The following is a 12474-nucleotide window of genomic DNA, read 5'->3' on the forward strand; positions in this document are numbered from 1 at the left end:
CCGGTCCTCAGCCATGCGTGCCGAAAGCTTGCGGCCCTGGGTCAAGCACTACAATCATGAGCGACCCCATCGCTCGCTCGGCAAGAAGACGCCTATGCAGCGGCTCAGGGAATACCGTCAACAAGCTGCTTAGGTCCCACAGCTAGTCGCTCTCGTGCGCGGATGCAGCGCGCGCTCAGTCGCCGGTCACGTGGACGACGACGGTGCGCGGGCCCGGCGCGTCGCGGTGCTCCCAGAGGTAGACCCCCTGCCAGGTGCCGAGGACGAGGCGCCCATCGGCCACGGGGATCGAGAGCGACGTCGCCGTCAGCGCCGACTTCACGTGGGCAGGCATGTCGTCCGGCCCTTCGAGGGTGTGCGTGAAGAGCGCGTCCCCTTCCGGCACCAGGCGTGCGAGCCAGCGCTCGAGGTCCCGCCGCGCCGACGGGTCCGCGTTCTCCTGGATCACGAGGCTCGCCGACGTGTGCTGAACGAAGAGCGTGCAGAGCCCGTCGACGATTCCGGCCCGGTCCACGCGGTCGACGACCTGGTCGGTGAACTCGAAGAGTCCCTGCCCCTTCGGCTGAACCCGGATCCGATCGATCACCGATGGCTCGATCCCGAGCTAGTCGGAGCGATCGGTCGAGCGTCGCACGTCCGACTGGCTCGACGGCGCGGCGCGGCGTCGTCCGCCGGCGCGAACGGCGCGCAGGGGCTCGAGGTCCGCGACGAGGAACGGGCGGGTCACGCCATTCTCGCCGTCGATGGCGACCTGATGTCCGAGCACCGCCACGCCGTTCGCCTGGGAACTCGGGGCATCGGAAACGGTTCCGCGGGCGCCGGTGTACTCGTGGTTCGGGTTGATCACGCGGACGCGGTCGCCGCGTCGGAACGGGGAGCTCATCGGGGATCCTCTCGGCACCGAGCGGGGGGACGGACCCGGTGTGGGTCGGAGAGTGTTGCAGATCTCGGTGCGGATCGGGAGTCGCACCGATTCAGCGGGCGTCGACCTCGCTGACGAGCGGCGACGGCGTGCCCACGCTCGTCATCCAGAGCTGATGGACGGCGCGGGTGGCCGCGACATGGAGCTGGCGGCGGGAGGCCGGCGTGTCGGGGTAGTTCTTCGCGTCGACGTCGAGCACGATCACGTAGTCGAACTCGAGGCCCTTCACCTGGGTGACCTCGGTGACCTCGATGCCGGCCTTGAAGGGGAATTCCCCGTCGCGGATCCGACGCAGGCGCGGAAGCTCCGCCCGGGCGAGCCCCTCGTAGTAGAGGTCGCTGGCGTTCGCGCTCGGCGTGAGCACGGCGACGCTCGCCAACGGCTCCGCAGCCATCAGGTCCCGCAGCACGTCCGAAAGGAAGGCGACGCAGGCACCGCGATCGGTCATCCGGAAGAGCTCGACCGGCGGACCGTCGCGCGTCGTCACGACCTCTTCGTCCTCCTGCAGGTCGCCGAGGAGCGACGTCGCGAACTGCATCACTTGCGCCGAGGAGCGGTAGCTGACCTTGAGCGTCTCGATCTCCGCGCCGCCGACGCCGAGCTCGGTGAAGAAGCCCGACCAGCTGGTGAAGCCCGAGTTCTCCATCAGGTGCTGCTGGGTGTCGCCGGAGAGCGTGATGCTCGACTCGCGCTCCATGCACTCGAGCAGGACCCGGACCTCGATCGGCGCGAAGTCCTGGACCTCGTCGATCGCGATGTGGCGAAGTCGGAGCGGGCGCTTGCCGCGCTGGAGGGGGCCCACCCGCCGCTGCCACGCGCGCAGGAGCAGCGCGTCGTCCTCCGCATCGAGGCCTGCGTCGGCTTCCTCGTCGCCGGCCTGGAACTCCGAGATCGCCTCGAGGCGCCGACGGTTCCAGTCGACGAAGCGATCGAGCTCGCCGTCGCTGAAGGTATCCGGCGCGACCTCGGCGAACACGTCGCCGAGGAGCGCGCGTTGCGTGAGGACGCTCGCCCAATCGTCCGTCGCCTGCTCGGCGGTCCGCGGACCGGCAACCCGCGCCACCTGCCGTTCGAGCGCGACGTCGAGGCCCGAGTGGAGCTTGATCCGCTGGACGACCGCCGGCGTGTCGTCCCGTTGCGCCTTGGGAAGTCGTTGGAAGTGGCGCTTGCGTTCCTCGAGGATCCAGTCGCGATAGGTCGTGATCCGTACACCCTCGAGTCCCAGGGAAGGCAGGACGTGGGCGACGTAGCGAGCCAGCGCGCGCGAGAAGACCACCACGAGGGTATCCGGACCGTCGATCCGCTCGTCGGCGTAGGCGAGGTAGGCGATGCGGTGCAGCGCGACCGTCGTCTTGCCCGAGCCGGCGCTTCCGCGGATCACCAGGTAGCCGGCCGCCGGTCGTGTGATCAGATCGAACTGGGTCGGGTCGATCAGGCTCGTGATCTCGGGGAGATGTTTGTCGGCCCGGAGCGCCTCGCCGGTCCGGTCTTCGCCCATGCGTCGGGAGAGATCGAGGGAGTCTTCGTCGTAGCGAAGCGCCGCCGCTTCGCCCCCGGCGAGTCGAGGGGTCCCCATCTCGTCGCGGCGCCAGCCGGAGGGGGAATCGGGATCCAGGCTGTAGTCCCCTTCCGGCGCCTGGACCCGTTCGAGCACTCCGTCGCGGATGCGCACCATCCGTCGAGCCAGGACCTCGCCCGAGCGCTCCCGCCCGGAGATCTCCTCGTCGAAGTCCTCGCCCTGCCGGTAGCTGTAGAAGATCTTGCTGATCGGCGCGTCTCGCCAATCGACGATCCGCAGGCCCTTCTCGAGACAGGTCGTGTGCCCGAGGTAGAGGTCGCGTCTGCGGCCCTCTTCCTCGAGACGCAGGTGCGCGAAGTACGGGGACGCTGCATCGACCTGGACGGCCTGCCCCGCACGACGCAGCTGGTTCAGAATCGCCGACTGGTTGTGGTACTGCTCGGTGAGGGCCGAGAGATCCTTGTTCTCGTCGCCCGAGAGCAGCCGTTCCCGGATCCGCTCGAGCTCCTTCACGATGGGCGCTTCACTCGCGGTCTTCGCGGGCGGGAGCTCGGCGAGCCGGCGCGAGACGTCCTCGAGCGCTTCGAGCTCCTCTCGAACGACCTGATCCGGCCGATCGTCCATCGCTGGCTGCCCCCCTGCCTCGCGCATCGCGCGCCACCCCTGGCACGCGGGTCGCCCCGGGGAACGGCATCCGCGCTCCGCACGAGGCCGCCGCGAGGCGGTCTCTGTTTATACGCGCTTTTGCGGGGACTGCCTAGCCTGAAAGAGGTGGCGCTCAGTCGGCCGCAGCGGGGACACGGCGGCTCGTCAATCGACGAGGATGTCGCGCTGCTCCGGCGGCCGGACGCCGAACTTCAGGGGGGTCCGATACTCGGCATCGGCGGTGTAGCCGATCCATCCGCCGCCCAGTCCGGCGGCCTCGGTCGCCTGTCGCGCGGTTCCGTAGGCCTCGAAGCTGTCGTTCCAGACGTGGAACTTCACGAAGTCCCGCCCGGGAACGCGTCGGGCGAGCCATCGCCGCCAGGCTTCGCTCGTCGTCAGGCCGGTCGGATCGATTCCGCGCTCCGCAGGCGGCCAGTCGAGCCGGACCCAGGAAGGCGTGCCCGGCTCCAGGAGCCAGCGGAATCCGTCGCTTCCGATCCGGCGCTTGCGCAGGTAGAGCGCTGCGGACTCGAACTCGTCGAGGCGGAAGCTCGCGCCGGATTCCTCGATCTTGAGCAGTCGACCCAGCGCGTTCTGCCCTGCCTCGAAGAGCGCCTTGCGATCGACGGGGAAGATCCGGCCGTGACGGACGAGCACCCAGGATTCGAGTCCGCGCTCGACCCGCGGATCCGGCAGGCGGGCCACCCGCTCCTTCGAAACGGACCGAAGGGCATCCTCCCGGACCCGCTGGTCGTCGAGGGCGCGCTGCGTCTCCGCGTTCTCGCGTCGGATCGACGAGAGCAGGCGGAAGCGGGCTTCGATCTCCTCTGGCGGGGCCCCGAGCTCCGGATCGAACTCGTCGAGCGCCTCCAGGATCTCCTCGGCGACGGCGAGCCCCTCGTCGTCGGACGGGATTCCCCGGGCCTCGAGGGCGGCGCTCCGTGCGTCGAGCGCAGCGCGGCGCCCGGGGATCGTGGCCACGAACTCGCGCTCGGCCTCGAACTGCTCCGCGCGCCGCTGGAGCACCCGGTCGAGGGCACCGCCGAGCTCGATCTGCGTCAGCGCGAGCACGATCACCAGGATGCCGACCACGTTGGACAGGGTGTCGACCAGGGGCCCCAGGTTGTCCGCCACGGTACGACGTTTCACCGGCTGGCCTCCGCCCGGCGAAGCAGGCGCCAGTCGAGCTCGCCGTCGCCCGGCAGCGGGAGCCGGGCCACGCGGATGCCCGCCTTCGCAGCCACGCGATGCACCGTCCTCGACGAGGGGATCCCGTCCGGTCGCACGAGCAGCACGAGCAGCGCGGACGGCTCCGCGCGCACCCGCCGCAGGTAGCGCCCGAGGTCCCCCTCCATCGCGATCGCCTCGTTCGGCACGAAGTAGCGGAAGTCGTCGCTGACGCGGAGCGCGGTGATGCCCGCCTCGTCGCACTCGATGAAGAAGGGCTGCCAGCGCGCGGAGAGGTCGGTCGGATCGATCAGGATCGGCAGGGTCTCGCGTCTCGATTCGAGGACCGCCAGCGTCGTCGCGACGTCCCCCTGCTCGTCCGCCAGGTGCTCGGCCTCCGTTCGCGCTTCCACGAGCGCCTCTTCGATGGCGCGGGCGCGCCCGGCCGCTCGCAGCCGTGCGACGATCTCGTCGAGCTCCGCGTCCGCCGGGAGACCGAGGGCCGGGAGCGCGGCGTCGACCGCCGCCCACCGCTCGAGCGCACGTTCCGCCCGGGCGAGCTCGACTTCGAAGCGCGCCCGCTCGCGAGCGAGTTCGGAGCGCCGCTCGCCGTCCTCGACGTCCGCTGTCCGGGTCGTGTCGACCGCGGCCAGGGCCATCACCGCGAGCAGGACGATGAGCGCGCCGATCGTGCACGCGAGGACGCTCATGAACGGAAAGAGCGCCGACGGCAGTCCCTCCCGCCGCGCCATCGGCTAGTCGCCCGCTCCGCGGCCGGCAGCACCGACGTGATCGAGGAGCTTCGTCGCGAGGGCCGCGATCGCCGCGTCGTCCGCCCCGTTCTCCCGAAGCCGCGGCACCAGCCACTCCGCGCAGTAGTCGTCGACGGCGCCGACGAGTCCCTCTTCCATGCGCTGGACGATGCTCGCCGGGAACATGATGACGATGCTCAACACGAGGGCCAGCAGGGTCGTGTCGAAGGCGACGCCGAGCCCGCCGGTGACGGAGCCGATCGAGGTCTTGAGCCCGTCGAGACTCGCGGCGGCTTCGAGGCTCTCGGAGAAGCCCCCGACCGCCGCGCCGAGGCCGAGGACCGTGCCGATGAATCCGAGGGTCGGGACGGCCCACACGAAGACGCGGACGAGCGCGTAGCTCGCGTCGACCCGCCCTTCGTCCGCCGCGGACTCGGCGGACAGGAACTCGAGGACGGCCGAGACCCGCGGCCGGACCTCGAATTGCCGGAGCGCCCGGTCGAGGCGGGCGACGAGGAAGCCCTCGGCGGCCGCGCCGGCACGGGTGGTGAGCTCCCGCCGCAGGTCCCCTGCGCGGTCGGGCCGGATCCCGCGCTCGGACTCCGCTGCGAAGAGGTCGACGTCGAGGATCCTCGCCTCCGACTGCAGCCGGGCCCAGCGGGCGCCGATCAGGAGCAGCGCCCAGGCGGAGGCGCCGGTGATCAGGACCGGAACGAAGCCGCGCTCGAGGAAGAGTTCCCCGACCCGGCCCGTCGGGACGACCTGCAGCAGGCCGTAGAAGACCCCGGTGAAGACGATCGCCCCGACCGCCGGCGGCCAGTCCGGTCCCTCACCGGGGGCGCGACGCGGGCGCAGACGGCTCGCGCCGGAGGCGCCCGCTTCGAGCTCCGACGCCAAACAGGATTGTCCGCAGTGCGTACAACGGAATACCCCGTGCTCGCCGGAAGACTCGAGCGCGGGTCGATCACAATGCGGACAGGGCCGGGACATCTCGCCTCCACCAACTCGCGGATAAGACTAGGCCCTCCCCGACGCGGCCGCCGCGATCGGGACCCCGACGCCGATCGGGCGTCGCGCTAGCCTGCGCCCGATGCCCCGCTCCGACGTGCCCACCCGCGCCCAGCTCACGCGGATCCTGGACCTCCCCTCCAATGCGAGCGAAGCGTCGATCGGGGTCGCTCTCGATCGACTGCTGGCCGCCCTGCGCGCGCGACGCGAAGCGGACGAGACCGAGGGGCCCGAGCGACGGCGCCTCGACGAGGAGATCGCGCGGCTCGAGGCAGCGAGACCGATTGCCCGCGCCGTCGGAACGCCGGACCGCCTCCCCCTGATCGGTGCGCTGCTCGGAACGATCGCGGGCCTCGCCGCGCTCTTCTTCTACTCCGGCGGACCCGACGACACTCGAGCGCCCCTACGCACTACGCTCGCGCTCTCGCAGAAGCCGAGGCTCGAGCTCGAAGGTCCGCTGCCGGCCGCGACCCTCCGGATCTACGACGCGGACCGCACGCGCATCGTCGCCGAGATGCGCGCCGAGGGCGCCGTCCACGAGCTCGACCGCGGACGCTTCGCCCTCGAAGTGACGCGCCCGGACTGTCCCGACGCCTGGACGCGATCCGTCTACTTCGGACCCGGGACCGTCCACCGCTTCGCGCCGACGCTGTGTACCGGCGAAGGTCGACTGATCGTCCGGGCCAACGTGCCCGATGCCGAGGTGAAGATCGACGGCGCCCCGTTCGGAGCGCCGGGCGACGTCGCACACACGCTCTCGGTCGGCGAGCACGAGGTCGTCGTCGAGCGGGACGGGTTCCGTCGCTGGGTCGAGCGAGTCCGTATCCGACCGGAGGCCCGCGTCGAACTGACGGCCCTCCTGTTGCCGGAGCGCGAACCGGCACTCCGTGCGCGAAGGCTCGATCTCGGCTTCGACGCGAAGGCGCTCGCGCCGCCGCCTCCTCGGGCCCCGACCCCGTTCGACATGGGGGATCTCGCGGAGTCGATCGCGCCGGACACCCGACGTCCCGTGACCCGGCTGCTCGAACGCGAGGGGCTCGGCGGGCTGCCGGACGGAGGCTCCACTGCCTGGCACGACCGCGTCCGACGGGAGTTCCTGAACCGCTTCGACAGCGACGCGTCGGGTCGGATCGATCGCTTCGAGGAGAGCGAGTCGATCTCCTGTACCTGGTGGCGGGAGACCGAGCAGAGCTTCGACGAGGGAGGCCTCGGCCTCTCGATGGCGCGCTACTACGGATTCGACGGCAGCGAATGGCATCCGGGCGCCCTCGGCTTCGAGCGCAGCGTCCGGGGCGTCGCCTACGAGCGGATGCGCGGCTGCGGACTCCAGGCGCAGGCGACGGGCATGGCGAAAGCCCGGATCTAGGGGGAAACCCCGAAGGCTTCGTCATGAACCCCGTAAACCCTCGGCATTCCTACCGAAAATCTGCTCGTTTCCCCCGATACCGTGAAATCCCGGGATCCCTACCTTGAAACTCCCGATTCGATGGTTTTCAAGAGATCCAGTGCGTAAGGATCGATCAAGGGGGGAATCATGGTCAGTATCGTGGTGGCAGACGATCACAAGATCGTCCGAGAAGGACTCATCCGTTTGCTGGAGGCGCGGGAAGACTTCACCGTGGTCGGTGAAGCCGCGAACGGCGAGGAAGCGGTCCAGCTCGTCATGGAGAAGCGACCCGACATCGTCCTGATGGACATCAACATGCCCAAGCTCTCGGGCATCGACGCGACGCGGCAGCTCGGAAAGGCCGGCTGCCAGTCGAAGATCCTCGTGCTCTCGATGCACGAGAGTCGTGCCTACGTCGAGGAAGTGCTCCGCGCGGGCGCTTCCGGCTACGTCGTCAAGAACTCCGCTTCGAAGGACGTGCACAACGCGATCGATGCGGTGCGCGCCGGGGCCTCGTACCTGTCGCCGGCGATCACCCAGCAGGTGGTCGACGCGATCGCGCGACCGGGGGATGCGGGACCGTCCGGGGTCTCGATGCTCACCGAGCGCGAGCGCGAGGTCCTGAAGCTCATCGCCGAGGGGCTTTCCTCGAAGGAGATCGCTTCCGACCTGGGCGTGTCGCTCAAGACGATCGACTCGCACCGCTCCAACCTCATGGAGAAGCTCGACATCCACAAGGTCTCCGGGCTGGTTCGCTTCGCGATCCGCGCGGGTCTCGTCGAGCCGTAGGTCGAAGCAGACCGTCTCTCGACGCGGTGTCGAATCACGCCGCGCGAGCGAGAAGCCCGTCCCCGGCCCCGGCCGAGGGCGGGCTTCCGTCGTTTCGGGGTCCGGGGAGATCGGCCTAGCGAAGCGGACGCAGGTCGACGCGTCGATTGTAGAGCTTGTCCTGCGCGTTCTCTTCGACTTCGCGCAGCGGCTCGGACGCACCGAAGCCGCGCGCGACGAGTCGGCTCTGGTCGAGGCCGTGCTCCTCGACCAGGTAGTCTCGGGCCATCTGCGCGCGGGCCTCCGAGAGCGGCTGGTTGACCGCGGCGTCGCCGTCCTGGTCCGTGTGTCCACCCAGCATGAAGCGCATGCTGTCGTAGTCACCGCCGCGGAGTGCTTCGGCGAGCTCGTCGAGGCTCGCGCGGGACTCGTCGGTCAGCCGGGCGCTGTTCTTCGGGAAGTGGATCTCGAAGTTGATGCGCGGCGTCCGCTGGACGGCGACCGTCGTCCCTTCTCCGGCTTCCAGGGATCGCATCGCGGACAGCGCCTCCGCGATCACGTCCGCGTCCATGTTCTCCTTGGAGAGATACATCTGGCCCGAGACGGTCTCGATTCGCCCCGAGCCGCTCGGCGGCGCGAGCGCCTCGTAGAGACGCGCGTTGATCGCGTCCGCGTCGGCGCCGCCCTCCGCCCCGGCGGAGCCTGCCGCGAGCGACAGCGCGAGGCCGATCGCGCAGGCGATCCGCCTTCGCACGATCGTCCGACGGGAGCGCTGAAAGAGTCCGTTTCGCATGATCCCGGTTCCCCTGATGCGCCCAGACCATGCCCCAGACGGCTCCGAGCGGCGAGCGCGCGAGCCGAACGAAGCCACGGCCGGGCGTCCCTCGAACGGAGGTGCCGAAGCGTTCGCTGTCGGTTCCGCGAGGGGTGCCTCCCGGCGGGGGCATCCCCCCTCGTCGAACGGACGCCCCTCAGATCGGCGGTGCGGGTCGCTCGAGGACTTCCTCGCCGTGCACCAGCCGATCGACGTGGTGGCCCTTGAGCTCTCGCTTCTCGAGGAGTGCTTCGGCGAGCTCCTCGACGGTGCTCCAGACGGGCACGAGCAGGCGTTCGGCCTCCTCGCAGTACTCGGTGTAGAACTGCTCCGCCGGGCGCTCCAGCCCGATCAGCTTCGCCATCCGCGCGAGCTCTTCCCGACCGCGGCGGGCGGCGCCCAGCCAGCGGGTCCAGAGCAGCTCGGACTCGAGATCGACGGGGTCGAAGCGACCGTCACGGAGCGCGATCCGCTCCGCGGCGATCCCGGCGTAGGCGAAGACGCCGTGGGAATCGATCAGCTTGTCGGGGACGACGCCCACCTGCTCGCCGCGGCGCCGACCCGCCGGCGGACGGCAGTCGATCGGAAGCGGCATGCCCGAGAACGTGACGACCTCTCCCTCCCCGGCTTCGGCGTCGATGACGGCATGCTTCAGAACGTTCGGCCCGTACAGGACCTCACAAACCGTTGCGCGGCCGGCTTCCCGGTAGGCCACGCGCGCCAGAGCATTCGTCGACATCCATCCCCCTCGATTCACTGGAGCCACATTCCCCATCGGACAAACACCGCCCTGGCTTGAACGACAAAGCGCTGGAATTCCGGGGAGTCCGGGCCTTGCCTGCGCGAAACCGGCGCCCGCTCGAGGCGTGTGCGACTCTGCGCGGGACCGACGAGGGAGGCGACCTGCAGATGCGCGACGAGGCACGACTGGAGGATCTGGGAGGTGGGATCTTCGCCTGGCTGCAGCCCGACGGGTCGTGGGGCCTCGCGAACGCGGGCCTCGTTTCGGACGGCGGGAGCAGCCTGCTGGTCGACACGCTCTACGACCTTCCGCTGACCCGGCGGATGCTCGAGGCGATGGCGGACGCCACGCCCGCGGCGCGCAAGATCGACACCCTGGTCAACACCCACGCGAACGGGGACCACTGCTTCGGCAACCAGCTGGTCGGCGACGCCCGGATCATCACGTCGACGGCGACCGCAGGCGAGTGGGACGAGGTCCCGCCCGAGATGATGACGCGCATGCTCGCCGCGGCCGACCAGATGGGCCCGGTCGGCGAGTTCGTGAAGAAGGCCTTCGGCGCGTACGAATTCGAGGGACTGAAGCCCACGCCGCCGACCGAGACCTTCGACGGGCGGCTCGACCTCGCGATCGGCGATCGGGAGGTCGAGCTGATCGAGGTCGGCCCGGCCCACACCGCCGGCGACGTGATCATCCACGTCCCGTCGACGCGCACGATCTTCACCGGCGACATCCTCTTCATCGAGGGCACGCCCATCATGTGGGAAGGCCCCGTGGCCAACTGGATCGCCGCCTGCGAGAAGATCGCCGAGCTCGACCCCGAAGTGATCGTCCCGGGGCATGGCCCGCTGACCGACACCCGCGGCGCGCTCGCCGTTCGCGACTACCTGGTCTACGTGCGCGACGAGACCCGCAAGCGCTTCGATGCGGGCCTGTCGATCCGCGACGCGGCCCACGACATCGCCCTCGGCGACTACTCGGCGTGGCTCGACTCGGAACGGATCGCGGTCAACGTCTCGACCCTCTACAAGGAGTTCGGGTACGACGGCCCCGCGCCCGACACGATGGAGATCTTCGGCCTGATGGCGGAGCTCGTGCGTTAGGCGAATGGCGGCACGAACCCCCAGCGAGAGCGAGCGCCCGGACTGCCTCCACTGCGTCCACTACTTCGTGACGTGGGAGTCCGATCGGCCCCGCGGTTGCCGCGCCTACGAGTTCAAGTCGGCGGACCTGCCTTCGGACGTGGTCTTCTCGTCGTCGGGCGAGCCCTGCCAGTGCTTCGAGCGCAAGCCCGGCGCGAGGCCGAAGGCGCGTCTGCTCCGCTGAGCTTGCCGCGAAGGCAGAGTCGGTCGAGCCCAGGGGCCCTGCTCAGTCCGTCTCCTCCCCCAGCACCCGGTCCACGAGGGCGGCCTCGTCCTGGAGCCCCGTCTCGTCCTGGAGCTCCCGGGCTCGCGCGAGCAGTCGACCGAGGGCGGGGCCGGCCTCGACCCCCCTTTGCATGAGCGTCGCCGCCCGGACCACGTCCGGCCGCGGGCCGCGCTCCACGAAGGCATTCCGGGCTGCGGCGAGGAAGACCTCGCCCTCGTGGAACCGGTCGGCCAGGGCGTCCGGCGTGGTCCGACCGAGATGATCCGCACGCGCGAGGCGTTCGAGATCGACGGGCGTGACGCCCCCGGCCTCGAGCTTGCGGGCGAGGCGGCGATAGCCGCGCGCCTTCGCGCCGTTCTTCACGTAGAGCGCCGGCGCGAGGTGATGGCGAACCAGCACCGCGACGGCGTCGACGCGTCGGCCGCCGAGGCGTAGCGCCGTCAGCCAGACGCGCGTGAGGGTCGCGCTCTCTTCGTCGTGTGCGTAGGAGCGGATCCGGCCGTCGTCCCCGGTCCCGGTCGTGGCCGGCTTGCCCAGGTCGTGGCACAGCGCGCTCCAGAGAAGGACGGCCCGCGGCTCTCCGTCGAGTGCCTCCTCCCGCGCGATCCGGGCCGCTCGGTCGACGACCATCCCCGTGTGCACGTAGACATCGCCTTCGGGGTGCCACTCCGGATCCTGCGGCACGCCCTTGAGCGCGGCCAGGGGCGGGAAGACCGGGAGCTGGTCCATTCGATCCAGCCACTCGATCGCGCGCCACGGGCGCGGCAGCTCGAGCAGGATCCGGTCGAGCTCGGCGGCCAGGCGTTCGACCGGGATCGCGCTCGGATCGAGTCCACGGCAGACCTCGACGAGCTCGGCGTCGGGCTCCATCTCGAAGGCCGACGCCAGACGCGCGACGCGCAGGACCCGGAGCGGGTCCTCTCCGAAGGTCCGCGGATCCGCGCACCGCATCGTGCCCGTCGCCAGGTCCTCGCGTCCACCGAGGGGATCCAGAACGGTCCCCTCCAGCGGGTCGAAGGCCATCGCGTTGATCCGCAGGTCGCGACCCATCGCCGCACGCGCGAACGCGACCGTCGGATCGGCCCGGCCGTCGCCCTCGACGCGCGGTCGGGCGACATCGATGCCCTCGGCCGTGTGCCGCCAGACGGCGAAGTGGCGGCCGACCGGCGGCGTGAATCCCTGGGGCGCGAGGATCGCTTCGATCCGCTCCGCCGGGAGTCCGTAGACCTCGAGGTCGAGATCCTTGGCCTGGCGACCGTGGACCGCGTCGCGCACCCATCCGCCGATCACGAAGAGCCTTCCGCCCTCGGCCTCGAAGGCGCGCGCGAGCGCCACGACGCGCGGCGGGAGCCCGGAAGGATCCAGGTCCGTCACGCTGGACC

At 70.4% G+C, this 12474-nt stretch carries 13 protein-coding genes; 4 read left to right on the forward strand and 9 right to left on the reverse strand.

The window, feature by feature from the left end; all coding sequences use genetic code 11:
• Window positions 1-175: 175 nt before the first annotated feature.
• The 6 genes from NXI30_27150 to NXI30_27175 all read right to left on the reverse strand — a co-directional run bounded on the left by NXI30_27150 (window position 176) and on the right by NXI30_27175 (window position 5902).
• Window positions 176-586 carry a secondary thiamine-phosphate synthase enzyme YjbQ gene (locus NXI30_27150; protein MCR9097914.1) on the reverse strand — a complete coding sequence of 137 codons (411 nt, stop codon included), beginning with the start codon at window positions 584-586 and terminating at the stop codon, window positions 176-178.
• A gap of 18 nt (window positions 587-604) precedes the next feature.
• The gene (locus tag NXI30_27155; GenBank protein ID MCR9097915.1) at window positions 605-883 is read right to left on the reverse strand and encodes a hypothetical protein; all 279 of its coding nucleotides are present in this window, start codon (window positions 881-883) and stop codon (window positions 605-607) included.
• Window positions 884-974: 91 nt separating this feature from the next.
• Entirely contained in the window at window positions 975-3065 is a 2091-nt protein-coding gene (locus NXI30_27160; GenBank protein ID MCR9097916.1) for an ATP-binding domain-containing protein, read from the reverse strand.
• Between the two features lie 186 nt (window positions 3066-3251).
• On the reverse strand, window positions 3252-4235 hold the full coding sequence (locus NXI30_27165) for a hypothetical protein (protein ID MCR9097917.1): 984 nt from the start codon (window positions 4233-4235) through the stop codon (window positions 3252-3254).
• Window positions 4232-5005 carry a hypothetical protein gene (locus NXI30_27170; protein ID MCR9097918.1) on the reverse strand — a complete coding sequence of 258 codons (774 nt, stop codon included), beginning with the start codon at window positions 5003-5005 and terminating at the stop codon, window positions 4232-4234. Before NXI30_27170 ends, NXI30_27165 begins: the two co-directional genes overlap by 4 nt.
• 3 nt (window positions 5006-5008) lie before the next feature.
• On the reverse strand, window positions 5009-5902 hold the full coding sequence (locus NXI30_27175; protein MCR9097919.1) for a MotA/TolQ/ExbB proton channel family protein: 894 nt from the start codon (window positions 5900-5902) through the stop codon (window positions 5009-5011).
• Between the two features lie 193 nt (window positions 5903-6095).
• Here NXI30_27175 and NXI30_27180 point away from each other — a divergent pair, with 193 nt between their 5' ends.
• Both NXI30_27180 and NXI30_27185 read left to right on the forward strand, forming a co-directional pair.
• The gene (locus NXI30_27180) at window positions 6096-7379 is read left to right on the forward strand and encodes a PEGA domain-containing protein (GenBank protein ID MCR9097920.1); all 1284 of its coding nucleotides are present in this window, start codon (window positions 6096-6098) and stop codon (window positions 7377-7379) included.
• Window positions 7380-7547: 168 nt separating this feature from the next.
• Entirely contained in the window at window positions 7548-8189 is a 642-nt protein-coding gene (locus NXI30_27185; protein ID MCR9097921.1) for a response regulator transcription factor, read from the forward strand.
• Between the two features lie 115 nt (window positions 8190-8304).
• Here NXI30_27185 and NXI30_27190 read toward each other — a convergent pair whose 3' ends face one another.
• Entirely contained in the window at window positions 8305-8961 is a 657-nt protein-coding gene (locus NXI30_27190; GenBank protein MCR9097922.1) for an OmpA family protein, read from the reverse strand.
• Between the two features lie 178 nt (window positions 8962-9139).
• Entirely contained in the window at window positions 9140-9721 is a 582-nt protein-coding gene (locus NXI30_27195; GenBank protein MCR9097923.1) for a hypothetical protein, read from the reverse strand.
• A 95-nt stretch (window positions 9722-9816) separates the two neighbouring features.
• On the opposite strand from NXI30_27195, the gene NXI30_27200 reads away from it, so the two are divergent.
• Complete coding sequence (locus NXI30_27200) at window positions 9817-10827, forward strand: MBL fold metallo-hydrolase (GenBank protein MCR9097924.1); 1011 nt, start codon at window positions 9817-9819, stop codon at window positions 10825-10827.
• Between the two features lie 4 nt (window positions 10828-10831).
• On the forward strand, window positions 10832-11050 hold the full coding sequence (locus NXI30_27205; GenBank protein MCR9097925.1) for a uracil-DNA glycosylase: 219 nt from the start codon (window positions 10832-10834) through the stop codon (window positions 11048-11050).
• Window positions 11051-11092: 42 nt separating this feature from the next.
• Here NXI30_27205 and NXI30_27210 read toward each other — a convergent pair whose 3' ends face one another.
• Entirely contained in the window at window positions 11093-12466 is a 1374-nt protein-coding gene (locus NXI30_27210; protein MCR9097926.1) for an HD domain-containing protein, read from the reverse strand.
• Between the last annotated feature and the right edge of the window lie 8 nt (window positions 12467-12474).

This window comes from bacterium (assembly GCA_024742285.1).
Taxonomy (GTDB): Bacteria; Myxococcota_A; UBA9160; order UBA9160; family UBA4427; genus UBA4427.